Annotated in this window: 17 protein-coding genes; 8 read left to right on the top strand and 9 right to left on the bottom strand. The window is 75.5% G+C overall.

The features are described 5' to 3' along the window. Window positions 1-58 precede the first annotated feature (58 nt). A complete protein-coding gene (locus ACE1OA_RS30455) occupies window positions 59-430 on the bottom strand; it encodes an ArsR/SmtB family transcription factor (RefSeq protein ID WP_356602253.1) in 372 nt (123 codons plus the stop codon). Between the two features lie 128 nt (window positions 431-558). On the opposite strand from ACE1OA_RS30455, the gene ACE1OA_RS30450 reads away from it, so the two are divergent. Then, entirely contained in the window at window positions 559-1641 is a 1083-nt protein-coding gene (locus ACE1OA_RS30450) for an NADH:flavin oxidoreductase/NADH oxidase (protein WP_432753680.1), read from the top strand. A 143-nt stretch (window positions 1642-1784) separates the two neighbouring features. Then, window positions 1785-2870: a WD40/YVTN/BNR-like repeat-containing protein gene (locus ACE1OA_RS30445; protein WP_356779316.1), complete on the top strand. Its 1086-nt coding sequence runs from the start codon at window positions 1785-1787 to the stop codon at window positions 2868-2870. A 64-nt stretch (window positions 2871-2934) separates the two neighbouring features. Here the strand turns inward: ACE1OA_RS30445 and ACE1OA_RS30440 are convergent, their stop codons facing one another. Continuing rightward, window positions 2935-3612: a uracil-DNA glycosylase gene (locus ACE1OA_RS30440; RefSeq protein WP_356602259.1), complete on the bottom strand. Its 678-nt coding sequence runs from the start codon at window positions 3610-3612 to the stop codon at window positions 2935-2937. Window positions 3613-3882: 270 nt separating this feature from the next. On the opposite strand from ACE1OA_RS30440, the gene ACE1OA_RS30435 reads away from it, so the two are divergent. Then, a complete protein-coding gene (locus ACE1OA_RS30435; RefSeq protein WP_356602260.1) occupies window positions 3883-4887 on the top strand; it encodes an N-acetylglucosamine kinase in 1005 nt (334 codons plus the stop codon). Between the two features lie 87 nt (window positions 4888-4974). Further along, on the top strand, window positions 4975-5898 hold the full coding sequence (locus tag ACE1OA_RS30430) for a sirohydrochlorin chelatase (RefSeq protein ID WP_432753679.1): 924 nt from the start codon (window positions 4975-4977) through the stop codon (window positions 5896-5898). Window positions 5899-6056: 158 nt separating this feature from the next. Here ACE1OA_RS30430 and ACE1OA_RS30425 read toward each other — a convergent pair whose 3' ends face one another. Next, window positions 6057-7103: a lactonase family protein gene (locus tag ACE1OA_RS30425; protein ID WP_432753678.1), complete on the bottom strand. Its 1047-nt coding sequence runs from the start codon at window positions 7101-7103 to the stop codon at window positions 6057-6059. A gap of 265 nt (window positions 7104-7368) precedes the next feature. Next, window positions 7369-8868: an FUSC family protein gene (locus ACE1OA_RS30420; RefSeq protein WP_432754109.1), complete on the bottom strand. Its 1500-nt coding sequence runs from the start codon at window positions 8866-8868 to the stop codon at window positions 7369-7371. 308 nt (window positions 8869-9176) lie between these two features. Between ACE1OA_RS30420 and ACE1OA_RS30415 the strand changes: the two genes are divergently transcribed. Both ACE1OA_RS30415 and ACE1OA_RS30410 read left to right on the top strand, forming a co-directional pair. Further along, window positions 9177-9683: an Lrp/AsnC family transcriptional regulator gene (locus ACE1OA_RS30415; protein ID WP_356602266.1), complete on the top strand. Its 507-nt coding sequence runs from the start codon at window positions 9177-9179 to the stop codon at window positions 9681-9683. Between the two features lie 43 nt (window positions 9684-9726). Beyond that, window positions 9727-10551: an SGNH/GDSL hydrolase family protein gene (locus ACE1OA_RS30410; RefSeq protein ID WP_356602268.1), complete on the top strand. Its 825-nt coding sequence runs from the start codon at window positions 9727-9729 to the stop codon at window positions 10549-10551. Between the two features lie 71 nt (window positions 10552-10622). Here the strand turns inward: ACE1OA_RS30410 and ACE1OA_RS30405 are convergent, their stop codons facing one another. Together ACE1OA_RS30405 and ACE1OA_RS30400 are read right to left on the bottom strand one after the other, a co-directional pair. Next, the gene (locus ACE1OA_RS30405; RefSeq protein ID WP_432754108.1) at window positions 10623-14684 is read right to left on the bottom strand and encodes a molybdopterin-dependent oxidoreductase; all 4062 of its coding nucleotides are present in this window, start codon (window positions 14682-14684) and stop codon (window positions 10623-10625) included. A 285-nt stretch (window positions 14685-14969) separates the two neighbouring features. Beyond that, window positions 14970-15743 carry a hypothetical protein gene (locus tag ACE1OA_RS30400; RefSeq protein ID WP_384870100.1) on the bottom strand — a complete coding sequence of 258 codons (774 nt, stop codon included), beginning with the start codon at window positions 15741-15743 and terminating at the stop codon, window positions 14970-14972. Between the two features lie 513 nt (window positions 15744-16256). On the opposite strand from ACE1OA_RS30400, the gene ACE1OA_RS30395 reads away from it, so the two are divergent. Beyond that, window positions 16257-16865, top strand: a complete 609-nt coding sequence (locus ACE1OA_RS30395; RefSeq protein ID WP_432753677.1) for a hypothetical protein — start codon at window positions 16257-16259, stop codon at window positions 16863-16865. Beyond that, entirely contained in the window at window positions 16862-18661 is a 1800-nt protein-coding gene (locus tag ACE1OA_RS30390) for a serine/threonine-protein kinase (RefSeq protein WP_432753676.1), read from the top strand. The genes ACE1OA_RS30395 and ACE1OA_RS30390 overlap by 4 nt, the downstream gene beginning before the upstream one ends. On the opposite strand, the gene ACE1OA_RS30385 is transcribed toward ACE1OA_RS30390, so the two are convergent. The 3 genes from ACE1OA_RS30385 to ACE1OA_RS30375 form a co-directional block, all read right to left on the bottom strand. Continuing rightward, window positions 18643-21786, bottom strand: coding sequence for a helix-turn-helix transcriptional regulator (locus tag ACE1OA_RS30385; RefSeq protein WP_432753675.1), 3144 nt, complete (start codon window positions 21784-21786; stop codon window positions 18643-18645). The two genes, ACE1OA_RS30390 and ACE1OA_RS30385, sit on opposite strands and share 19 nt — an antisense overlap. Window positions 21787-22019: 233 nt before the next feature. Further along, window positions 22020-22829 (bottom strand): HAD-IIA family hydrolase, encoded by an 810-nt coding sequence (locus ACE1OA_RS30380; RefSeq protein ID WP_356602276.1) that lies wholly within the window; start codon window positions 22827-22829, stop codon window positions 22020-22022. Between the two features lie 290 nt (window positions 22830-23119). Continuing rightward, a complete protein-coding gene (locus ACE1OA_RS30375; RefSeq protein WP_432753674.1) occupies window positions 23120-23647 on the bottom strand; it encodes a DUF6584 family protein in 528 nt (175 codons plus the stop codon). Between the last annotated feature and the right edge of the window lie 415 nt (window positions 23648-24062).

Below are 24062 nucleotides of genomic sequence, written 5' to 3'. Positions count from 1 at the left end.
GGCTCCGGGGCCGCCGGTCCCACCGCGGGGCGGCCGGGGAGGGGGCGGGGGTGACGGCTCAGGACGTGATGGCGGCCGGCCGGGGGTCGCCGAGACGGCGGGACTGCGCGGCGGCGGCTTCCAGCACGCTGTCCAGGAGGCCGGGGAAGAGCGCGTCCAGGTCGTCCCGGCGCAGGGCGTTCAGCTTGGTCGTGCCCCGGTAGATCTGCTGGATGACGCCGCTCTCGCGCAGCACCCTGAAGTGGTGGGTCGTCGTCGACTTCGTCACCGGCAGGTCGAAGTGCGAACAGCTCAACTCCGCCTCCTCGCGCGCCATCTCGCTGACGATGAGCAGCCGCACCGCGTCCGACAGCGCGTGCAGCACGTCCTCCAGGCGGATGTCGTCCCGCGCGGGATGGTCGAGGACCCGGGGGTTGGTCGCGGTCGTCACGGCGGCTCCACTTCGTCCGGTGCCCTGGCTACCCGGTCATTGTACGAGACCTCTCGTAGTTTGACAGACGCCGTACTACGATGAGTATCGTACGAGCACCCACCAGGCCCCCTGAAACGGAGTCCGCCATGAGCGTCGCCCTGTTCGAGCCCTACACCCTGCGGTCGCTGACCATCCCCAACCGTGTGTGGATGGCCCCCATGTGCCAGTACTCGGCAGAGGTGTTCGGACCGAACGCGGGCGTCGCCACCGACTGGCACTTCGCCCACTACGCCTCCCGCGCCACCGGCGGCACGGGCCTGATCCTGGTCGAGGCCACCGCCGTCGCCCCTGAAGGCCGGATCAGCCCCGCCGACCTCGGCATCTGGAACGACACCCAGGTCGCGGCGCTCCGCCGGATCGCCGGCTTCCTCAAGGACCACGGCACCGTGCCCGGGATCCAGATCGGGCACGCCGGGCGCAAGGCGTCAACGAACCGCCCCTGGGAGGGCCGCGGCCCGGTGCCCGAGGACGGTCACGGCTGGCAGCCGGTCGGACCGAGCCCGGTGGAGTTCGCCGACGGCTACCCCGTACCGACCGAGCTCACCTCCGAGGGGATCCGGGAGATCGTCGGGCAGTTCGCGGACGCGGCCCGCCGCGCGCTCGAAGCCGGCTTCGAGGTCGTCGAGGTGCACGGCGCCCACGGCTACCTCATCGGGGAGTTCCTCTCCCCGCACAGCAACCACCGGACGGACGAGTACGGCGGCTCCTTCGAGAACCGCACCCGCCTCGCGCTCGACGTGGTCGACGCGGTGCGCGCGGTCTGGCCGCAGGAGCTGCCGGTCTTCTTCCGGATCTCGGCCACCGACTGGCTGGAGGAGCAGGGCTGGACCGCGGACGAGACCGTCCGCTTCGCGGCCCTGCTGCGCGAGCACGGGGTCGACCTCCTGGACGTGTCCAGCGGCGGCAACGGCGGCCCGGCGCAGATCCCGGTCGGCCCCGGCTACCAGGTGCCGTTCGCGGCGCGGGTGAAGGCCGAGACCGGACTCCCCGTCGCCGCGGTGGGCCTCATCACCGAGGCCGCGCAGGCCGAGAAGATCGTCGCCAACGGCGAGGCCGACGCCGTCCTCCTCGGGCGCGAACTGCTGCGCGACGCCTCCTGGGCGCGCCGGGCCGCGCGCGGGCTGGGCGCCGAGACCCACGCCCCCAGCCAGTACGCCTGGGCGATCTGAGCCCACGCGCTGCCGCGCCGTCTCCCCGGGCCGGGCCGGTAACACGCGCCCGACCTGGGCGGACGCCGTTCCGGGAGCCGCTGTCGGTGGCCGGGTGCAGACTGGCCCCTGTCCGCGACAACGGCGTCCTGGAGGGATCGGCCATGCCCGACGTTCTGCTCACCGTAGGTACCCGCAAGGGCCTGTTCATCGGCCGCAGGCGCGACGGCCGGTGGGAGTTCGACGACCCGCACTTCAACGCGCAGGCCGTGTACTCGATCGGCATCGACACGCGGCGCGGCACCCCACGGCTGCTCGTCGGGGGCGACAGCGCGCACTGGGGCCCCTCCGTGTTCCACTCCGACGACCTCGGGGCCACCTGGAACGAGCCACCGCGGCCCGCGGTCAAGTTCCCCCAGGACACGGGCGCCTCGCTGGAGCGGGTGTGGCAACTGCACCCGGCCCCCGCCCACTCGCCCGACGTCGTGTACGCGGGGACCGAGCCCGCCGCGCTCTTCAGGTCGGAGGACGGCGGGGAGTCCTTCGACCTGGTGCGCCCGCTGTGGGAGCATCCGACCCGGGACCGGTGGGTGCCCGGCGGCGGCGGCGAGGCCGTGCACACGATCGTCACCGACCGGCGGGACGCGGACCGGCTGACGGTCGCGGTGTCGACGGCCGGGGTGTTCCGCTCCCAGGACGGCGGCGAGAGCTGGGCACCGTCCAACGACGGGGTGTCGGCGGTCTTCCTGCCCGATCCGCACCCGGAGTTCGGGCAGTGCGTGCACAAGATCGCGCAGGACGCGGGCGATCTGGACCGGCTGTACCTGCAGAACCACTGGGGCGTCTTCCGCAGCGACGACGCGGGTGCCCGATGGACCGACATCGGCGCCGGGCTGCCGTCCGACTTCGGCTTCGCCGTCGCGGCGCACCCCCATCGCGCCGACACGGCCTACGTCTTCCCCATCAACGCCGACTCCGACCGGGTGCCGGCGGACCACCGCTGCCGCGTCTACCGCACCAACGACGCGGGCGGCAGCTGGGAGCCCCTCGGCGCCGGGCTGCCCGAGGGCGACCACTACGGCACCGTGCTGCGGGACGCCATGTGCACGGACGACGGCGACCCCGCGGGCGTCTACTTCGGCAACCGCAACGGAGAGGTGTACGCGAGCGCGGACGACGGCGACACCTGGCAGCAGCTCGCCTCGCACCTGCCGGACGTGCTCTGCGTGCGCGCGGCGGTGCTGGACTGACGTCCCGTCGGGGGCCGGGCCACGGCCCCCCGGGCACGCACCCGGCCCGATCGGCGGGACACCTCTACGGGAGGCTCCAGTCGACGGGCTGGGCGCCCTGGCGGACCAGGAGCTCGTTGGTGCGGCTGAACGGGCGGGAGCCGAAGAAGCCGCGGTCCGCGGACATCGGGGAAGGGTGGGCCGACTCCACGGCCGGCAGGTCCCCGAGCAGCGGGCGCGCGTTCCGGGCGTCACGGCCCCAGAGGATCGACACGAGCGGCTTGCCGCGGGCGGCGAGCGCGCGGATGGCCTGCTCCGTGACGGCTTCCCAGCCGGCGCCGCGATGGGCTCCCGGCTTCCGCGGGGCGGTGGTGAGCGCGCGGTTCAGCAGGAGCACCCCCTGCCGGGTCCACGGCGTCAGATCGCCGTTCGACGGCCGCGCGAGACCCAGGTCGGTGTTCAGCTCGCGGTAGATGTTCTCCAGGCTGCCCGGCAGCTGCCGCACGTCGGGCGCGACGGCGAAGCTGTGCCCGATGGCCATGCCAGGCGTGGGATAGGGGTCCTGCCCCACGATCAGCACCCGCACCTCGTCGAACGGCTGCTGGAAGGCGCGCAGGACATGCTGCCCCGCCGGGAGGTACGTCCGGCCGGCGGCGATCTCCGCGCGGAGGAAATCGCCCATCGCCGCGATGCCTCCGGCGACCGGCGCCAACGCCTCGGCCCAGCCGGGCTCCACAAGTTCACTCAACGGTCGTGCTGCCACAGTCGGTCACCCTACCGGCCTACACGGACAGTCGATCACCACGGAGCGACCGGCGGCGCGCACCGCTCCGGCGACCGGTCACGGGAGCCCCGCCGATCCCCCACCGCGAGCGCCCGCCGCCGGGGATCACGGGACAGCCCTTAGGCTTCCGGCCGTCACGCCTCGCTCCCTCCCCGCCCGTTCTCCCTCCGCCTGCCTCGTCCCTCCTCCCCCGTCAAGGAGTCCGTCCATGAGGTCACGCATCCACCCGACCGGCACCGGCGGCCCGCGGTGACCCCGCCGAGGGCCGGGGATCTGGTCGTCGGGGTCGACTCGGGCGGTTCGGGACTGCGGATCGCCCTGGCCGAGGCGTCGGGCGGCCGGGTGCTGGGCACCGTCTCGTCCCGCGAACCCGTGCGGACCGGGCCGGGCGGGATCGAGGCGGCCCATCTGCTGGCGCAGGTGCTGCCCGCCGTCCAGACGCTGCGGGCCGGGGCGTCCGGCGGCGACGCCGGCCCGTCCGGGACCGGGACGGTCGTGGCCGTGGCGGTCGGCGCCGCCGGGATGGCGACGCTCGGCGACGAACTCCGCGCCGAGCTGCCCGGCGCGCTGGAACGCGCCCTGGGGGTGCGCACGCTGGTCCTCGCCGCCGATGCCGTCACCGCCTACGCGGGGGCCCTCGGGCAGCGGCCCGGGGCGGTCGTCGCCGCCGGCACCGGCATGATCGCGCTCGGTACGGACCTGGTCGCCTGGCGCCGCGCCGACGGCTGGGGACATCTGCTCGGCGACTGCGGCGGCGGCGCGTGGATCGGCCGGGCGGGCCTGGAGGCGGCGATGCGCGCGTACGACGGCCGCCGGGGCGGCTCGGCCGCGCTGCTCGCCCGGGCCGAGGCACTGTTCGGGCCGGCCGCCGGACTGCCCGGCGCGCTCTACCCGCGGACCGACCGCCCCGCCGTGCTGGCCTCCTTCGCGCCCGAGGTCGCCGTCTGCGCCGACGCGGGCGATCCGGTCGCCGGCGACGTGCTGGCGCGGGCCGCGGCACACATCGCCGAGGCGGCCGCCGCCGTGTGCCCCGCCGGCCTGCCGTGCGAAGTGGCGCTGACCGGCGGTCTGTTCAAGATGGGGGACGCTCTGCTCGCACCGCTGCGCACGGAGCTCGCGGAGCAACTGCCGCAGGCCCGTGCCGTGTCCGCCGCCGGCGATCCGCTGGCCGGAGCCGTCTCCCTCGCCGCCGCGAGCGCGACCGGTTCGCTACGGCTGCCGGAGGAGCCGAGGTTGCTCCATCTCACCAGGTAAGCCACTGTTCGGACATAGGGGGGCAGATAACGCTCTGTCGCACCTCACCGAACTGCGCGGCGGGCAAAACCAGTAGCATGCGGCGCCATGAGCTCCCCCACTGGGCCCGCTTCCGGCCTGCCTGTACGAATGCCGCGACCCCGCCAGACCGGACGGCACCGCCGCCCCGAACCCGCGGCGGCGCCCGAGGGCGCTCCCGCACTCGTTCTCGCCGTCCCCGGCGAGCCCACGCCCGCCATACGCTCGCTGGCCGAAGAGGTCGTGAGCATCGCCCGTTCCGAGCTGCCCGGCCTGGAGGCCGTGATCGGCTACCTGGACGGTGACGACGCCGAGTACCCCTCGCTGGCCGCCGCGCTCATGCGCACCGCGGCCGTGCGCACCGAGCGCTACCAGCTGGCGCTGGCCGCCGGTCGCGAGGTCAGCGCTCCCGAGGGCCCGGCCGCCGTGGTGGTCCCGCTGCTCGCCGGCCCGGACAGCGCCCTGATGCGCCGGATCCGCCAGGCCGTCATGGACAGCGGCAACATCGCCGAGCTGACCGACGTCCTCGGCCCGCACCCGCTGCTCGCCGAGGCCCTGCACGTGCGCCTGTCGGAGGCCGGTCTGGCCCGTGCCGACCGCGCCCGCCTGTTCACGGTGGCCACCGCCGCCGACGGCATCGTGCTGGCCACGGTCGGCGGCGAGGAGGCCGTGCAGGCCGCCGGCATCACCGGCATGCTGCTGGCCGCCCGGCTGGCCGTCCCCGTGATCGCCGCCGCGCTGGACCAGGAGGGCTCGATCACCGCCGTGGCCGAGCAGCTGCGCGGCTCCGGTTCCGAGCAGCTGGCGCTCGCGCCGTACCTGATCGGTCCCGAGCTGGCCGACGGCCTGCTGGACGCGGCCGCGAAGGAGGCGGGCTGCGCCGCCGCCGAGCCGCTGGGCGCGTACCCGGCGATCGGCAAGCTCGTGCTCTCGCAGTACACCGCCACGCTGGGCATCGGCTCGCCGCAGGCCCAGGGGGCGCCGAGCCACTGACCCGCGCGCCGCGCGCGCAGGCAGCGGAGCAGTACGGGAGGGCCCGCACCGGAGAAGTCCGGAGCGGGCCCTCCCGTCTGCGCGCGGCCGGGCGGCCCGCCCGGCGGGTGGCGGGTGACGGCGGTGGGACGGGGACCCGGCCCGCGGGCCGGGTCCCGTCAGCCGAGGACCACGCAGGTGGCCGCGGGGGCCTCGACGGAGCCCGCCCGGCTCGGGACACCGGTCTCCGGGTCGAGGTCGAACCACGTCACGTCGCCGGAGCGCTCGTTCGCCGCGTACAGCCGGCGTCCGGAGGGATCGAGGGCCAGGTCACGGGGCCAGCGGCCGCCGCAGGGCACCGTTTCCACGAGCGCCGCCCTCCCGCCGTCCGGGTCGAGGGCGAGCACGGCGAGCAGGTCGGCGCCGCGGACGGCCACCCACACGAAGCGGCCGTCGGGGGCCACGACGACCGCGGAGGGGTAGCTCGGCGCGGCGGCTCCCTCGGGCAGGACGGGGACCTCGTCGAGCGGTTCCAGGACGCCCGCGTCGGCGTCCCAGCGGCAGACGGTGAGGGTGGGCTCCAGCTCGTTGAGGACGTAGGCGTGGCCGCCCGCCGGATGGAAGGCGAGGTGGCGCGGCCCGGTGCCGGGGCGCAGGGCGGTCTCGCCGTGGGGCCGCAGGGCGCCGGTCGCGGCGTCGAGGGCGTGGATCCAGACGGAGTCGGTGCCGAGGTCCACCGCGGCCACCCAGCGGCCCCCGGGGGCGGGCAGCACCTGGTGGGCGCGGGGACCGGCCTGGCGGTCGGCGACCGGGCCGGAGCCCTCGTGCCGGGCGATGTCGGCGGCCGGGCCGAGGGAGCCGTCGGCGGCGACGGGGAGGGCGGTGACGCTGCCGGAGCCGTAGTTCGCGGTCAGGACGTGCCCGGCCGCGACGGCGAGGTGGGTGGGCCCGGCACCCCGGACGGACACGGGGGCGCCGAGCGGCCGCGGCGCGGCTCCGCTGACGTCGAGGGCGGCGGCCGCCCCCGCCTCGGTCTCGGACACGGCGTAGAGCGTGCTGCCGGCGAGGGCGAGGTAGGAGGGATCGGCGACCGCGTCGGTGGATCCGGTGACGGTCAGGGCGCCCGTGCGTGGGTCGACGTCGGCGGCGAGGACGCCGCGGCCGCCCGCCGAGGTGAAGGAGCCGATGAAGGCCCGTACCGGATTGCGCGCGCGTGTGCCGCCCATGGCGTCTCCCCTTCCGCCGAGCGGCCGGGGTCGACCGCTCCGTAGTCCGGCCTGACGTTAGCAGGCGGTCTAGACCAACTGGGTCGTGGCGGGGCCGACGGGAAGGGCGGTCGGCCGGCTCCGGTACGGAGGACCGGGCCGGAAGGCCGCGGCGGGCCGGAGGGCCGCGGCAGGGAGGCCGCCCAGCCGCCGCCGAGCCGACCGCCCCGCGGCCGGGGCTCCCCGGTGCGCGGCGGGCACGCGATCGCCCGGCGGCCGGGGAGTGTCAGGCCGCCGGGACCAGGGGGGCGTCCGGGGCGCTGCGGAGCGGGGTCGCCAGGTCGACGAGGGCGCGCTCCAGGCCGTACAGGTGGCCGAGGGCCGCCTCCGCGCCGGGGTGGTGGGACGGGAGGGCGGAGTCGGGCGAGGCCGGGCGGACGGGCCGGACCGGCGGCACGAGGGCGTGGACGGCCGACTCGACCCGCCAGGACGCGGCGGCGAGCCGGGCGTCGTGCGAGGCGTCGGGGTCGGCGGCCACGGCCGAGAGCCCCCGGATCTCCCGCGCGCAGTCGTCCAGGAGGGCGAGGACGTGGCGGGCGCGGGCCTTGCGGGCGCGCAGCGGGCTCAGCGGGTGCGTCAGCGGGGCCAGCGTGATCCTCGCCCGGCCGAGCAGCAGCTCGAGTTCGGCGGCGAGCGGCGCGGGGTCGGCCGCCGGGTCCCCGGCGAGGCGGCGGGCGGCGACCGTGGTGCACTCGTGCACGCAGGTCACGGCCCGCTCGATCCAGGCGTTGGTCGCGGCGTGCGTGGTCACGGGCAGCAGGGCGACACCGACGGCCGCGCCGAGCACGCCGACCGCGGTCTCCTCGAAGCGCAGCAGCAGGAGCCCGGGGTGGAGCACGCCGAGCAGGCCGTAGAGGAGGCCCGCCATGACGGTCACGAAGAACATCATCCAGCTGTACGAGAGCGGCGCCGTGTAGAAGATCCCGAAGACGCAGACGGCGACCAGCGCGGCGGTCGGAGCGGGCGCGCCCGCCAGCGGGATCGCGACGAGGAGACCCGCGGCGATACCGGTGACGGTGCCGACGACCCGCCGGAAGCCCCGGACGAGCGTCTCGCCGCGCGAGGCCGTGTTGACGAAGATCCACCAGGCGGTGCCGACGGCCCAGTACCAGCGGTCGTGCGAGATGACCTGTCCGGCGGCGAGCGCGACGGCGCACGCCGCCGTGGCCTGGAAGGCCTGCCGGGTGGTGGGCCGAGCGAGGCCACTGCCGGGCAGCGGGGCGGGCGCGGCGGGCGGCGGGACGCGCCGCTCGATGGACCAGGCGACGAAGCGGACGGCTCCGACGACGAGGAGCGCGAGGGTCACCGCGGCGTACAGCTCCGGCAGCTGCGCGGGCAGCGCGTGCAGGAACTGGGTGACGAAGAACATCATGAACGCGAAGATGCCGAGCGCGTGGCCGCGCGGGCCCCAGCGCCGGGCGTAGACCCCGGCGAAGACGACGAGCAGCCAGGAGGCGTCCCGCAGCAGCGGCGCGCCGTGCAGGGCGGTGGCCAGCGCGAGGACGGGGAAGCCGGCGACGGGCAGCAGGGCGGTGGTGAGGGCCTGCCGGCGGACGGTGGGGTCGCCGACGGTGAAGAGCGCGAGCAGCGCGGCCAGGCCCCCGGTGAGGGAGGCGGTCAGGGAGAGGCCCGCGAGTTCGGCCGCGGCCACCGCGAGCCCGACGCCGAGGACGGCGCGCGAGGAGACGCGCAGCCTGACCTTCCCCGGGTCCGGGGCCACGAACACCAGCCTGACCAGCCGGCCGCCGGTCTCCCGGCCCTTCTTCACGACGGTCGACCCGCCCCCGCTGCCGTACACACACCCTCTTCGCGTGATCTCGTGCCCGGGCCTGCCCGTGGCCGCTCTCGGACATGGGAAAGGCGCCGCGGTCCGGTACCGGCCTCGTCGCCGGTCCGGCGCAAGCGCGGCGCCGTCTACGTTCTCTGCTCCGAGGAAAACATCCATCCGCTCACTGGCTCAACTCGACCGGCTGGAGGTGGGCCATTGGTACAGTCTTCGCGAGTAGACATCGGCCAGAAGGAGGCCATCGGACCATGGCGGTGGACGAGCTCGACACGCGCATCCTGCGGCTGCTGCTGGAGCAGCCGCGCACCAGCGTGCGGGAGTACGCCCGGATCCTCGGGGTGGCGCGGGGCACCGTGCAGGCCCGCGTCGACCGGCTGGAGCGGGACGGGGTGATCACCGGCACCGGACCGTTCCTGTCGCCGGCCGCGCTCGGGCACCCTGTGCTCGCCTTCGTCCACATCGAGGTGACGCAGGGGCACCTGGACGAGGTCGGCGACGCGCTCGCCGCGATTCCGGAGATCGTCGAGGCGTTCTCGATCACCGGCGGCGGGGACCTGCTGACGCGGGTGGTGGCGCGGGACAACGGCCATCTGGAGGACGTGATCCAGCAGCTGATCCAGCTTCCCGGGGTCGTCCGCACGCGCACGGAGATGGCCCTGCGGGAGCGGGTCCCGCACCGCCTGCTCCCCCTGGTCGAGTCGATCGGGCGGTCATCGGCCCGTGGCGGCCGAACCGGCACCCCCCTCGCTGATTAGTAGATTTGTTGAATACCCACTCTGCTGACCATAGAGTGAGGCCATGCCCACCAGCGAGCAGTCCTCCCCCTATCTCCGCTACGTGGCCCTCGGCGACAGCCAGACCGAGGGTGTCGGCGACGGTGACGACACCGTGGGCCTGCGCGGCTTCGCCGACCGTCTCGCCGAACGGCTCGCGGTGGTGGATCCCCGGGTGCAGTACGCGAACCTCGCCGTCCGAGGACTGCTCGCCGGCCAGGTACGGGCCCGGCAGCTCGCGCCGGCCCTCGCGCTCCGCCCCGATCTGGCCACGGTGGTCGCCGGGGTGAACGACATGCTCCGGCCGTCGTTCGACGCGGCGGAGGTGGCCGGGCACCTGGAGGCGATGTTCGCCGCGCTGACCGGCGCAGGCACGCGCGTGGCGACGCTCACCTTCCCCGATCTGACCGTCCTGGTGCCGCTGGCCCGGCCGCTGCGCCCCCGGATCGAGGAGCTCAACGACCGGATCCGCGTCGCCGCGGCGCGGCACGGGGTCGTCGTCTCCGAGAGCACCGGGCACGAGGTGGTGACGGACCCGCGGATCTGGAGCGCGGACCGGCTGCACGCCGGCCCGCTGGGCCACGAGCGGATCGCCGCCGCCGTCGCCCACGCCCTGGCCCTGCCCGGCAGCGACGACACCTGGAGCCTGCCCCTGCCCCCGTCCGAGGTCCCCGCCCCGACCGGCCCGCGCGCGGCGCTGGCCGACGTCCGCTGGGCGGCCGGATTCCTGGGTCCCTGGCTGGGCCGCCGGCTGCGCGGCCGCTCCTCGGGCGACGGGCGCACGGCGAAGCGCCCGCAGCTGTCCCCGGTGGCACCCGTCACCGCCGCGGACGCCGGCGCCACCGCCTGAGCGGCCGCGCGGCCCGTGGGGGCGTCCTGTCGATCAGGCAGCCCGGCGAGATCCCCCAGGGCGCGGGAGGCTCAGTAGACGTCCCGGACGTACCGCTTCTCGGCGGCGAGCTGCTTGACGTACGCCGCCGCCGACTCCTCGTCGTGGCCGCCGTGCGCGACGGCGATGTCCCGCAGCGCCCGGTCGACGTCCTTCGCCATCCGCGCGGCGTCGCCGCAGACGTAGAGGTGGGCGCCGGACCTGAGCCGGGACCACAGCTGGGGGCCGTGCTCCCGCATCCGGTCCTGGACGTAGATCTTGGCGCGCTGGTCCCGGGAGAAGGCGGTGTCGAGGCGGTCCAGGGTGCCGTCGGCGAGGAAGGCGGTGAGCTCCTCCTCGTAGAGGAAGTCGGTCGCGCGGTGCTGCTCACCGAAGAAGAGCCAGTTCGGCGCCCGGTGGCCGAGGGCGCGGCGCTCCTCCAGGAAGCCCAGGAAGGGGGCCACGCCCGTGCCCGGCCCGATCATCACCATCGGGGTGCCGGGGTCGGCCGGGGGCCGGAAGTGCGCGGCCCGCCGCACGAAGACCGGGACCACGGCGTCCGGCTCGGCGTCGGCCAGGTAGGGGGAGCAGGCGCCCTTGCGGGGCGTGCCGCGCAGGTTCTCGTAACGGACCACGGAGACCGTCAGGGAGACCCGGTGCGGGTCCGTGAGCGGGCTGGAGGATATCGAGTACAGCCGCGGCTGGAGGCGGCCGAGCACGTCGGCCCACTCCTGCGCCGCGGCCCGTACGGGATGCTCGGCGATCACGTCGACGGCCTGCCGGCCCCAGGACCACTGGGCGAGGCCGTCCTTGTTGTCCGGGCGGAGCAGGCGCTTGAGGTCGCGGTCCTCGGTCCGTTCGGTGACGAATCCGAGCAGGGCGGGGGTGAGGCGGGTGATGTCGAGGTGGCGGTGCAGGGCCTCGCCGAGCGGTACGGGGTCCAGCCCGGGGAGTTCGACCGTGGCTCCGGCGTCGAGTCCGGTGACGGCCAGCCACTCGGCGACGAGTTCGGGGCAGTTGACGGGCTGGACGCCCAGGGCGTCCCCCGCCTCGTAGCCGAGGGGGGTGCCGCTCTCGCTCGTGTCGAAGGTGAAGCGGCGGACCTCCTTGCCTGCGCCGGGCAGGCTGAGCAGCCGGTTGCCGACGAGCCGGGCGGGGGTGGCGACGGGCTTGGACCTGCGCGGCGCGGCGGGGACGGGGCCCGGTGCGGGCGCGGCCCGCGGCGGCTCGGTGAGGCCGGTGGGACTGGTGAGGCTGGTCAGGACCTGGTCGAGCCACGCCTCGGCGGAGGGCTCGTAGTCGGGTTCGCAGTCGGTCCGCGGCGCGAGGCGTACGGCCCCGAGCTCGTCGAGGCGCTGGTCGAGGCGCCGTCCGTGGCCGCAGAAGTCGTCGTACGACGAGTCCCCGAAGGCGAGCACGGCGTACCGCCGTCCGTCGAGGCGCGGGGTGTCCGGGCCGGCGAGGGCGTCCCAGAAGCCGGAGCCGTTGTCGGGCGCGTCGCCGTCGCCGAAGGTGCTGGTGATCAGCAGCAGGTCGGCCGCCGGCGGCAGGGCGGACGGGTCGGTCTCGTCCATGCCGGCGAGGGCGGCCCGGTGCCCGGCCGCCACGAGCCGGTCGGCGGTGGCCGCGGCGAAGTCCTCGGCGTTCCCGGTCTGCGAGGCCCACAGGACGACGATCTCGCGGGCGTGGGCCGGGGCTGCCGGTCCCGGCCCGGAGGGGACGGCCCGCGGGGCGCGCGAGTACAGGCCCGCGAGGACGCCGTCGACCCAGCGGGCGTGCTCCTCGCGGAAGGGCGCGCCGGGCGGCAGGACGGGGACGCCCGGGGCGCCCGCCTCCAGGCCGGCGAGGAAGCCGACGAGATACTGCCGTTCCTCCGCGCTGAGGACGGGCGGCGGGGAGGGTTCGAGCCCGAAGGCGGCGGACACACCGGGAGGGGCCGCCTGGGGCAGGACGACGGCGGGGACGACGGCGGGCACGGGTCGCCCGCCCGGTGCGGCCGTGCCGGGCGCCGCCGCCGGCCGGGGTCCCGGTCCCGGCGCGGTCGTCTTCGTCAGGGCCACCGCGCACACCTTCAGTTCGGGCTGGAAGGAGAGCGGATCGACGGCGTCGTTGGTGACGGCGTTGACGCTGAGGTACTCGCCGAACAGGTCGTTCCAGTGGAACGGCGCGAAGCAGCAGCCCGGCAGGACGCGGTCGGTGACGACCGCCGGCAGGACGGCCTTCCCGCGCCGCGAGGTGATCTCCACCGCGTCGCCCTCCGCGATGCCGAGTCGTTCGGCGTCCCCGGGGTGGATCTCGACGAACGGGGCGGGGTCGAGCCGGTTGAGCCTGGCGACCCGGCCGGTCTTGGTGAGGGTGTGCCACTGGTGCTGGAGGCGGCCGGTGTTGAGGACGAAGGGGTGGTCGTCGTCGGGCATCTCGGCCGCGTCGAGGTGGGGGCGGGCGTGGAAGACGGCCCGGCCGCTGGGCGTGGGGAAGACCGGGCCCGCGCCGTCCGCGTCCAGGTAGCGGATCGGGTTGCGGTCGGGGCCGCCCGGCGCGGCCGGCCACTGCACGGGGGTGTCCCGCAGCCGCTCGTACGTGACACCGGTCAGGTCGTAGCCCGTCTTCGGGTTCCGGGCGCGGGTGATCTCCTCGAAGATCTCCTCGGCGCTCTCGTAGGCGAACGCCTCGTCGTGGCCCAGGGCGCGGGCGATGCCGGCGATGATCCGCCAGTCGGCGAGGGCCTCGCCGGGCGGGTCGACGGCCGGGGAGGCGAGCGTGAGGTTGCGCTCGCTGTTGACCAGTACCCCCTCGGTCTCGGTCCACAGCGCGGCGGGCAGGATGACGTCGGCGTAGGCGTTGGTCTCGGTGTCGGCGAACGCGTCCTGCGTGATGACGAGTTCGGCGGCCTCCAGGCCCTCGATGACGGTGCGGCGGTTGCCGACCGAGGCGACCGGGTTGGTGCAGATGATCCAGCAGGCCTTGATCTCGCCGTCCGCCATGCGCCGGAAGAGGTCGACGGTGCCGCGGCCGGAGCCGTCCTCGCGGAGCGTGCCGGGCGCGAGGTCCCAGAGTTCCTCGGTGAAGGCCCGGTCCTCGGCGACCAGGACCGAGCGCTGACCGGGCAGCCCCGGGCCCATGTAGCCCATCTCGCGCCCGCCCATGGCGTTGGGCTGGCCGGTCAGGGAGAAGGGGCCCGAGCCGGGTCGGCAGATCGCGCCGGTGGCCAGGTGCAGGTTGACGAGGGCGTTGGTGTTCCAGGTGCCGTGGGTGGACTGGTTGAGGCCCATGGTCCAGCAGCTGGTCCACTCCCCGGCCGCGCCGATCCAGGCGGCGGCGGTGCGGATGTCCTCCTCGGGGATGCCGGTGAGCTCCGCCACGGTGGCGGGCGGGTAGTCGGCGAGGAAGGCGGGCATCGCCTCCCAGCCCTCGGTGTGCGCGGCGATGAACTCCGGGTCGGTGTGTCCGTTCTCGTGCAGCAGGTGCAGCAGCCCGTTGAGGAGGGCGAGATCGGTGCCCGGCCGCACCCGCAGGTGGAGGTCGGCCTTGGCCGCGGTGGCGGTGCGCCGCGGGTCGACCACGATCAGCTTCGCCCCGGCCTTGACCCGCTCCATCATGCGCAGGAAGAGGATCGGGTGGCAGTCGGCCATGTTGGAGCCGATGACGAGGAAGAGGTCGGCGTGCTCGAAGTCCTGGTACGAGCCGGGCGGGCCGTCGGCGCCGAGGGAGAGCTTGTAGCCGGTGCCCGCGCTCGCCATGCACAGCCGCGAGTTGGACTCGATCTGGTTCGTGCCGAGGAATCCCTTGGCCAGCTTGTTGGCCAGGTACTGCGCCTCCAGGCTCATCTGGCCGGAGACGTAGAGGGCGACGGCGTCCGGACCGTGCCGGTCGACGATCGCGCGCAGGCGGCGGGCGGTGTCGGCGATGGCCCGGTCGGCGGATACGGGGACGGGGGCCTCGCCGCGGCGTTCCCGTACCAGCGCGGTGGTCAGCCGTCCGGGCGCGGCGAGCATGTCGGCGGTGGTGGCGCCCTTGGTGCACAGGCGTCCGAAGTTGGCGGGGTGCTCCTTGTCGCCGGTCGCCTTGAGGACCGTGCGTCGGCCGTCGGGTCCCCGGCCGATGTCGAGGATCATTCCGCAGCCCACACCGCAGTACGAGCAGACGGTCCGCACCTGGTCGGGGCCGGTGCGCGGGTTGCGCGTGTCCTCTGGCGTCACCGGGGGCCTCTCTGTGGAACCGTTCGTGCCACGACCGTAGGAAATGCCCGTTACATCTGTGTCAACCGGGCTGATCTTGGTCCGTAACACGCGTCACACAGCGGCCCCCGGCTCGCTGTGAGAAGCACTCGGGGGGCTTGTCGATCACGCCGAAAGCCCGGCAGGACCGGCAGGACACCCCCAGGGCGGCGCCCCCACCGGTCAGAGGGCGGCCGGGCGCCCCGTGCCGTCGACGGCGTCGGTGGCGCGCAGCAGGCGCAGGAAGGCCTTGAGCCCGGCGATGATCTCCTCGTTGTCGGTGAGGCGGTCGATCGTCGCCTCGAACTCCCGCGCCATGGCGGCGATGCGACGGTCGGTGTCGTCGGCGCGCCGGTCCGTGGTCAGGGCCAGCGCGTCGACCGCGCGGCGCAGTTCGGCCAGGGTCCGGTAGTGCTCCTCGGTCCGGTCCTCCAGGACCCGCGCACCGTTCTCCACCTGGTCGACCCGGCCGCGCAGCGCGACCACGTCGTCGCGGGGGTGGGTCACCTCCACGAGCAGCCGTCCCAGCCGCCGGCGCAGCTGGGCGAAGTAGGCGCCCGCGGGCCGGAAGAAGGTGCTGAGCAGGAAGAACCCGGCGAACCAGTAGCCCGCCTCCCGTCCGCTCGCCCACGCGACCACGCCCACCGCGACGGCCGTCGCCAGATGGCCGGCGACGGCCAGGCGGAGCATCACGCGGGCGATGCGGCCCGCTTCGGCGTCGCGCTCCTTCGGGACCTCCAGCCCCTTCCGCCGGCTGATCGCGATCTCGGCGAGCACCGCGTGGGCGCGGAAGTAGAGGTTCCAGGGCGCCGTCAGGAGCAGCAGCAGCCAGAGCAGTCCGAGGACGCCGGCTCCGACGCCGAGCACCAGGGCGGGCGGGGCCCCCACCGCGTACGCCGTCACCAGGGCCAGGACCGCGGCTCCCGCGGCCACGCACACACCTGCGGCCTTGCTCATGCCAACCCCCTCCGAGCCGTCCGGTCGGCTCCCGTCGGCCATGGTCCCGCCGCGGGCGGTGGGCGGCATGAGTACCGCTACTCACTTCGCCGGGGCGGCGTGGTGGGGCGCGCGGAGGCCCGGGGGCATGGCCCCGCGCGGATCTCCGGCGGCGTGGTGAGGCTCGCGCGGGCGCTCGGCGGCGTGGCCGGGCGCGCGGATCTTCGGCGGTTCCGGCTTCGGCGTCGCCGGACAGGGCCGGACGGGAGCCGGGGCCGGCCCGGCCCGGTCAGGTCCGGTCCGGTCCGGTCCGGTCCGGTCCGGTCCGCGAAGTTCCGTAGTTCTACGGATGTGGGCGCGCGCCGGGCGTGAAAGGCTCCGCGGCGGGACCGGTGCGCGGCGCCGGTCGACCGCCGCACGTCTCCCCCGAGCAGGAACACGGATGGGCCCGCTGAAAGCGTTCGAGAGCATCACCGGAGCCGGCCCCGCCGAGGACACCACGGAAGCCCGCCGCCGCGCGTCGCGAGGCGTCCGGTGACCGGCTTCGACACGGCGGGGACCCTGCTCGCCCGGGCCCGGATGCTCACCGAGGCAGGTCATCCCGATGCGGGCGCCGCGTGGCGCCGGGCCGCGGCGGCCGTCGCGCGCGCCGGCGGCCGGCTCTCCCCCGGCGACGAGGCGGACTCGCTCGACGCCCTCGCGCTCGACCACCGCGGCGACGTCGGCCACTGCGCCGAGACGCACTTCGCGCGGGCGGCCGAGCTGCACGAACGGGCCGGCAGCCACGGCAAGGCGCTGCTGTCCCGCGCCCGGGCACTGCTCTGCGCCCCGGACGCCGCCGACGCGGCCGGACCGGGCCCGGAGGCCCGTGCCATGGCCGCTCTCGGAGCCCTGTGCGACCAGGTGGTCGCGGCCCACGAGGCCGGGGACACCACCGCCGCGCAGACCGCCACCCTCCTTCTCCTACAGTGCGGGGTAAGGGCCGGGGGGCTCGGCGCCACACCCGGTCCGGGGGGCGGGTCCGCGACGGAGTCCGGAGCCACGGACCTGCGCGCCAAGCTCGAACGGCTGCGGGCATGCACGCAGGACCATCGGCGGGCCACGGCCGCGAACGCCGGTGACAGGACGCGGGAGAGTACGTGAGCAGAGTGATCGACGGCCGCTTCGAGCTGGTGGAGCGGCTCGGCGGGGGCGGCATGGGCACGGTGTGGCGCGCCCGTGACCTGGCGTTGCACCGGGAGGTGGCGCTGAAGGAGGTCCGGCCGCCGGACCCGGCGATGGCCGAGTACGAGCCGGAGGCCGCCCGGACGCTGCGCGAGCGGGTCCTGCGCGAGGCCCGGGCGCTGGCCCAGGTCGACCACCCGAACGTCGTGACGATCCACCACATCGTGGACGGCGGGGAGGGCACGTACCCCTGGCTCGTGATGGAGCTGGTGACCGGCGGCTCGCTGCACGACCGGCTGGAGCGCGGCACGATGGCGCCGGCCGACGCGGCCCGGCTCGGCCGCGACCTGCTGTCGGCGCTGCGGGCGGCCCACGCGCGCGGCATCGAGCACCGGGACGTGAAGCCGGCGAACGTGCTGATGCGCCCCGACGGGCGGCCGGTGCTCACGGACTTCGGGATCGCCGCGGTGCGCGAGTCCACCAGCCTCACGGCCACGGGCTCCGTCATCGGCTCGCCCGACTACATGGCGCCCGAGCGGGTCCGGGGAGGCGTCGGCGGTTCGGCCGGCGACCTGTGGTCCCTCGGCATGCTGCTGTACGTGGCGGTGGAGGGCCGGCATCCGCTCCGCCGCGCCAACACGCTGGCGACCCTGGCGGCCGTCCTCTCCGACGACGTGCCTCCGCCCCGCCAGGCCGGCCCGCTCGGCGCCGTACTGGCCACACTGCTCGTCCGTGATCCGGCGGCGCGCCCGGACGCCGAGGCGCTCGACCTCGCGCTGGCCGCCGTCGCCGAGCCCGTCGCACCGACCGGTCAGGGGGCCGGTGCGACGGGCTCGGCAGGGGGCGGGGGCGGCCCGGTCGACCCGAGGTCCGTCGGCCGGCCGGCCGACGCCGTCCCCGCTGCCGGGGACCCGCGGTCCGGGGCGCACACGTCGTTCCATCTGGCGCCGCCCGCCGCGGGCCGGGCCCCGGGCCAGGGGCCGTTCACGGGCCCGGCCGGGAGCGCGACGCCGTCGCCGTTCCCGGCCTACGGGGGGCCGGCCGCGCCGACGCCGCCGCCCTTCCCCTCCACCGCGCCCACCACCACGGTGCCCGGGGGCCGGCGGCGGACCGGCCGGCTGGTCGGCGCGGCCCTCGCCGTGCTGCTCGCGGTGGCCCTGCCGATCGGCTACCTGAACTGGGACGGGCGGAAGGGGACCGGCGACGAGGCCAAGGACGGCGGCCCGACCACCTCGGCCACCGGACCGTCCTCCGCCGCCACGCCGTCGTCGGACGCGTCGGCGGACACCCCCGTGGACGCGGCCGACGACGACCCGGTGAAGACCGACCTGCTCACGGCCGAGGGCATCAAGAACGCCGTGGCCAAGCTGAAGCCCGTCATGGGCGGCACCAAGGTCACCCGCTTCGTGGTGTACCCGGAGTACGTGCTCGCCGAGGCGCTGGTCGAGGGAAGCACCAAGCGGTACGACTCGTACAGCTACCGCGGCGGCGACGTCGCCGTGAAGGAGGGCTCGGGCGGCACGGTCATGTCGGGCACCGTGGCGGTCGATCTCGCCGACTTCGACTGGGACGCCGTCCCGGGTCTGATGAAGCGGGCGGACAAGGAACTCGGGGTCAAGAACCCCACCAGCCGCTACCTCGTGGTGAACACGCCGTCCACCATCTTCAAGACGGGCCCGGGGATGAGCGTCTACCTCTCCGACGACTACGGCTCCGGCTATCTGAAGGCGGACCCCAAGGGCAAGGTCATCGCCGCCTACCCGCAGGAGGACTGACCGGTCCTGCCCGGTGGCGGGCCGTCGCCGTCGGCCAGGCCGCCCCGCACGACCAGGGAGGCGAGTGCCGCGCGCGTCACCACCCCGGTCTTGCGGTAGACGCGGGCGACGTGGCTCTCGACCGTCCGGGGGCTCAAGCCCAGCCGGTCGGCCACCGCCTGGTTGGTGAGCCCTTCCGCCACCAGCGCGGAGATCTCCCGCTCACGCGGGGTCAGACGGGCCAGCCGGTCGTCCCGGGCGGGCGCGCCGCCCGCCCCGGGGGGACGCGGGCCGGCGGGTTCCCCGGGTCCCGCCGGTCCCGTCGGTCCGGGCCCGAGCACCGCCGGCCGCAGCCGCTCGGCCAGGTCGGTGAGCATCCGCGCGCCGCCGTCCGCGGCGAGCCGGCGGCCCCGGCGCCACATCGAGACCGCCCCGGGTCCGTCGCCCGCCGCCTTCGCGAACGGGGCGCCGAGCAGCAGGCTCTGCGCCTCCCGCAGGGTCGCGCCGGAGCGCGCGCTGAGCCGCGCCGCCTCCGTGAAGGAGCGGGCCGCCGCGGCCGGGTCGCCCCGATGTGCCTGCAGCCGGCCGAGGCCGCGCAGGGCCGCCCCGCGCTGGACCGGGAGATCGAGCCGCTCCGCGAGTTCGGTCGCGCGGGCCGCACCCCGCTCGGCCTCGGCCGGATCGCCGGCGACGAGGTCGGCCGCCACCAGGAGTTCCAGCAGGCTCGGCCGGACGGAGGACTGGATCCGGGGCAGGTCCCGACCGCCTCCGGCACGCGTCAGGACGTCCCGGACCCGGTCGGGGTCCTCGCCCGCGGGAATGGCGTAGGCGAGCAGCGAGCGCGCCTGGATCGCCCACCAGCCCTCGGCGCCGCTCACGGTGGCGGCGGCCTCCTCGGCCGCCGCCGGCCCCGCCGGATCACCCAGCGGCCGGGCGTGCAGCAGGATCGCGGCCCGGGTCGCCCGGGTGAAGCCGAGCAGCTCCGCCCCGCCGAGCGTCTGGGCGACCGCCAGGGACTCGTCGGCGAGTTCCAGGGCCGCCGCGACCCGGCCGGTGGTGAAGCGGACGTACGCCGCGCACATGAGGAGCTGCGAGAGGGCGAAGGGCCGGCCGCCGCGCCGGGCGATGGCGATCCCCCGCGCGCTGTGGCGCTCCGCGTCGGCGTAGCGGTCGAGGAAGACCTCGCTCCAGCCGAGTCGGACCAGCGACTCGCAGTGGGCCGCCAGTGCGCCGTCGGTCAGCACGTCGACCAGCGCCGCCGCCTGGTCGGCGTGGGAGCGGGCCGCGGGGACGTCGCCCTCGTAGGCCTCGCCCAGGGCGGCCAGCGTCAGCGCCTCCACCGCGCCCGCTTCGTCGCCGCGCGCCCGGGCGTCGGCCAGCACGCGGGCCACCTCGCCCCGGACCTCGGGGTAGCGGGTGGCGAAGAGGGCGCGGCAGCCCCATTCGACGACGAGCCCGAGGCGCCGGGCGGGCCGGGGGCCGGGCACGCGTTCCAGTTCGCGGCGGAGCAGGGCGTCGGCCTCGGGGTAGCGGCCGAGGTGGCGTTCCATGAAGGCGCAGAGCAGGACGGCCGAGATCCGCAGGTCGTCCCCGCCGTGCTCCCCGCCTCCGTCGTCGCCGTCCTCCCCTCCTCCGTCGTCGCCTTCGCGGGCGTGGGGCACGCCGTCGCGGGCGCCACCGGTCCGGTCGTGCTGCCGGCAGTCCGCCCCGTCGTCCCGCCGGCAGTCCGCCTCGCCGCCGCCCGCGGGCGGACCGCCGTCGATGAGCCGGTGGAGCAGGTCGCGGCTCTCCTCCACCCGTCCGGCGGCGCCGAGCGCCCGCGCCCGGAGCAGCGTCAACTCCCGTCGGGTGCGGCGGTGTTCGCAGGTGTCGGGAAGGAGTCGGAGGACCGCGTTCAGCCAGCGGGCGGCGCGCCCCGGGGCGGTGGCCTCCGTCTCCGCGGCGGCTCTGACCAGGACGGCGGCACCCGCCGGGTCCCAGCGGGTCATCGCCTGCTCCCGGTGACGGGCCTGCTCGGCCGGCGCGGCGCCGGCCAGGGAGAGTTCGGCCGCCGCCCGGCGGTGGAACTCCTGGCGCCGCCAGGGGTCCATGGACCGTCGCACCAGCCGCGGCATGGCGGGGTGCCGCGGGAGCAGGCGGTGGCCGCCGCCGTCGTGGCGCACGAGATCGCGGCGCGCGACCTGGCGCAGGGCCTCGGCGAGGTCGTCGGGGCCGGCGGCCGTGACCGCCCGGACCAGTTCGGGCGTCGCCTGGTCGCCGAGGACCGCCACGGCCTCGACGACGGCGCGCTGCAGGGGCGGCAGCGGCGCCAGTTCGCCGAGCAGGTGCGCCTCGGGGCCCGTGGTGCCCGCGCAGCTGCGGGCATGGACGAGGGCCAGGAAGTACAGCGGGCTGCCCTGGCTCGCGGTGTACGCCTCCTCCGCCTGCCGGACCGGCAGGCCGGGTGCCAGCTCGACGCAGTCGCGGCGGTCCAGCGGTCCGAGGGTGAGGCGGGTGACGGCGCCCGTGTCGATGCCGCGGGCCAGGGCGGCGGCGAGGTCCGGCGGAGTCTGCCGCTCGCGCCGGGCCGCGACGAGCAGGAACGGGGTTCGTACCGGGTGTCTGAGGAGGTGGTCGAGGAGCTCCAGGGAGGACGCGTCGGCTCCGTGCAGGTCGTCGAGGAGGAGGACCAGGCCGGGGCCGGGGACACGGCCGAGCGCCGCCGCGGCGCGGCGCAGGAGCGAGGACCGTCCGGCGGCGCCGGCGGAGCCGCCCGGCCCGTACGTGATGCCGCGCCCCGCGCTCCCCCCACCGGCACCGCCGCCACCGAACAGGGCGCCGAGGCGGGAGGCGGGGTCGTCCTCGTGGGTGTGGTCGAGGTCGCCGAGGGCGTCGGTGAAGACCTGGAAGGGGCCTGCGTGCCCGTCGTCGACGGCACGGCCGCGCAGGACGGTCAGGCCGCGGGCGCGCGCCCGCGCCGCGAACTCGGTGAGCAGCCGGCTCTTGCCCGCCCCGGCCTCGCCCGTGAGGTCGACGGCCGTGACGCGGGCGGCGGCCGGCCCCCCGGCGTCGATCCGGTCCAGGAGGGCACCGAGCCGGTCCAGCTCCGCCCGCCGCCCGACGAAGGGCGCGCGGTCGACGCACCCCCGCCCCGCGTGTGTCTGCACGACCCGTCCCCTTCGACCTGTCAGCGGTTCCCCCACTTCACGTTTCTACGTCACGCCACGGACAATTCCGAACCGGCCGGCCACCGTCCGTCACACTGGCACCACGCAACCATGCTTGCCACACCCGACTCACTCGTCACATAAGCACCATTCAGCGAACGCGCCACACCTGCCTCGTGGATCACCGCCGCTACGGCCGCCCGCCCGGCCATCCGGAAGCAGTCCTGCCGCCCTCACTCAGCGGACCTGGCCGCCCCGGCGAGTCGTTCGACCAGGGCCGGCAGGTCGGCGACGGAGTCGAGCACGTGGTCCGGTGTCCCGTCGGCCGAACGATGGGTCTCGGGCAGGTACTTGCCGGTCCTGACGAGGACGCCGGTGATCCCGTCCCGCTGGGCGGCGAGGACGTCCGAGACGATGTCGTCGCCCACCATGAGCGCCTGGTCGGCGGAGACCCCCAGGCGGGCGAGGGCGGCCGCGAAGAAGGCGGCGGACGGCTTGCCGGTGACGACCGCCTCCACGCGGGCGGCGCGTTCGAGCCCGAGGAGGAAGGCCCCGGTGTCGAGGTCGAGACCGCCGGAGGTGCGCCAGTACAGGTTGCGGTGCATGGCGACGAGGTGCGCACCGCCCTGGAGCAGGCGGAACACCCGGTTCAGCGCCGGGTAGGCGAAGGCGTCGCCGGCGCCGCCGAGGACGATCACCTCGGGCGCCGGATCGTCCTCGCCGACCAGCGTCACGCCGTCGAGGTCGTCGCGGACGTCCCCGGTGTTGAGGAGCAGACAGCGCGCGCCCGGGTGGTGGTCCCGCAGGTACGAGGCCGTGGCGGCGGGCGCGGTCAGGATGTCGTCGGCGGTGACGGGGAAGCCTTCGTCCGCGAGCCTCCCGGCGATCGAGGCGCGGGTCCGCGCGGTGTTGTTGGTGACGAGCGCGAGCGGAAGGCCGCGGTCCCGCAGCGAGCGCAAGGCCCGGACGGCGCCGGGGAGCGGCTTCCAGGACACGGTGAGCACCCCGTCGATGTCGATCAGGGCGGCGGCGAGGGGTTCCATGGGGGCCCGACTGGTCGCGGGGAGTCCGGACACGCGGTCCCCCGGCAGTCCGTCACCGCGCCGGGGTTCTCGACCGTCGTCGGGAGCCACGGGCCCGGGAGGAGCTGCCGGGGGCCTGGCCAGAGCCGCGAGGGGGTCACGCGGGGCGGCGAACGTCTTCGCCGTCGGGTGCGGCTCGCTCTGGTTTCTGGTGTATTCAGTATTTTCCTCCGCATTCGCCGCGCGTCAAGGGTTCCCGACGCACCGGGCCGCGGGGGGGGCGAGTGCCGGACGGGCTCCGGTGACCTGAGTCAGTCGAAGAGGGAAACGAGTCCGTTCACCCAGATCGCGAGGAACAGGAGGGCCAGCACCAGGCAGCCGGCGCCCGCCAGCACACCGCCGACCGACCACGGCTCGGAGGGTGCCTCAGCCTCATCTTCCAGGTTGTCCGAGTAGGAGGCGGGGTCGTCCCAGGCGACGGGGCGCCCCACCTCCTCGGCGCAGGCTGTCCGCACCGCGACCAACTGCCCCTCCGCGAAGGCGGTAGCGGCCTTCGCCTCGGGGCAGCGCCAGGCGAGGGCCTTCATCCGCCACCCGGGCGACCCGTACCGCGCCTCGAAGGCGGCCGTCTCGTCTGCGTTCCGGTCCTCTTCGAGGTACATCCAGCGTCCAGCCTCGGCGGCGTCACCGTAGAGCCGGTACACCCCGGCCAGACGACGGCGGAGCGTCAGGTCGTGCGGGAAGGACGAGATGAGACCTCGCAAGCGCTGGCGCGCGACGGGAACCCGGCCGGCGGCCAGGTCTGCATCAACTCGGGCAAGGGTCTCTCTCAGGGGCATGAACGCATGATCGAGTACCGCAATGACCGGCGTCGACCTGGTTTTTTCCTCAGCACTCGCTCGATCTCGACGGCATCGGCTGAACCTCACCGAGGCGGGACACCGCCATGTGCGCAACAGCCCTTGGCGTGCGCTCGGTTGCAACCGAGCGTGCGGTTCTGTCGGCGAGTTGCGGAACGGGACGTGCCACGGTCGATGACGACCGAAGATCGGTGCTGAATCGATTGGGCGGCAGCGTGGATGCTCACCTGACCTGCGCGTCTGCGAGGAGAACGACTCGATCGGCCTCGACGTCGAAGCCGAGCACCGGATGACCCGAGCCGCCCTACGGGGCCATCAGCACCGGTTTACCGAGCAGCCGCCCGATCTCCCGGAGGAAGCCGCAGAACACGTCGAGACCGTGCGCTCGACCTCA

This window comes from Streptomyces sp. JL2001, assembly GCF_050917515.1.
Lineage (GTDB): Bacteria > Actinomycetota > Actinomycetes > Streptomycetales > Streptomycetaceae > Streptomyces.
This window is presented reverse-complemented; position numbering and strand designations above follow the sequence as displayed.

What these genes read in the sequence shown, in the direction of transcription:
- ACE1OA_RS30375 (WP_432753674.1), bottom strand. Translation starts at nt 23,647, where the DNA reads ATGCCCCTGAGAGAGACCCTTGCCCGAGTTGATGCAGACCTGGCCGCC.
- ACE1OA_RS30450 (WP_432753680.1), top strand. Translation starts at nt 559, where the DNA reads ATGAGCGTCGCCCTGTTCGAGCCCTACACCCTGCGGTCGCTGACCATC.
- ACE1OA_RS30400 (WP_384870100.1), bottom strand. Translation starts at nt 15,743, where the DNA reads ATGAGCAAGGCCGCAGGTGTGTGCGTGGCCGCGGGAGCCGCGGTCCTG.
- ACE1OA_RS30410 (WP_356602268.1), top strand. Translation starts at nt 9,727, where the DNA reads ATGCCCACCAGCGAGCAGTCCTCCCCCTATCTCCGCTACGTGGCCCTC.
- ACE1OA_RS30405 (WP_432754108.1), bottom strand. Translation starts at nt 14,684, where the DNA reads ATGATCCTCGACATCGGCCGGGGACCCGACGGCCGACGCACGGTCCTC.
- ACE1OA_RS30415 (WP_356602266.1), top strand. Translation starts at nt 9,177, where the DNA reads ATGGCGGTGGACGAGCTCGACACGCGCATCCTGCGGCTGCTGCTGGAG.
- ACE1OA_RS30425 (WP_432753678.1), bottom strand. Translation starts at nt 7,103, where the DNA reads ATGGGCGGCACACGCGCGCGCAATCCGGTACGGGCCTTCATCGGCTCC.
- ACE1OA_RS30430 (WP_432753679.1), top strand. Translation starts at nt 4,975, where the DNA reads ATGAGCTCCCCCACTGGGCCCGCTTCCGGCCTGCCTGTACGAATGCCG.
- ACE1OA_RS30445 (WP_356779316.1), top strand. Translation starts at nt 1,785, where the DNA reads ATGCCCGACGTTCTGCTCACCGTAGGTACCCGCAAGGGCCTGTTCATC.
- ACE1OA_RS30380 (WP_356602276.1), bottom strand. Translation starts at nt 22,829, where the DNA reads ATGGAACCCCTCGCCGCCGCCCTGATCGACATCGACGGGGTGCTCACC.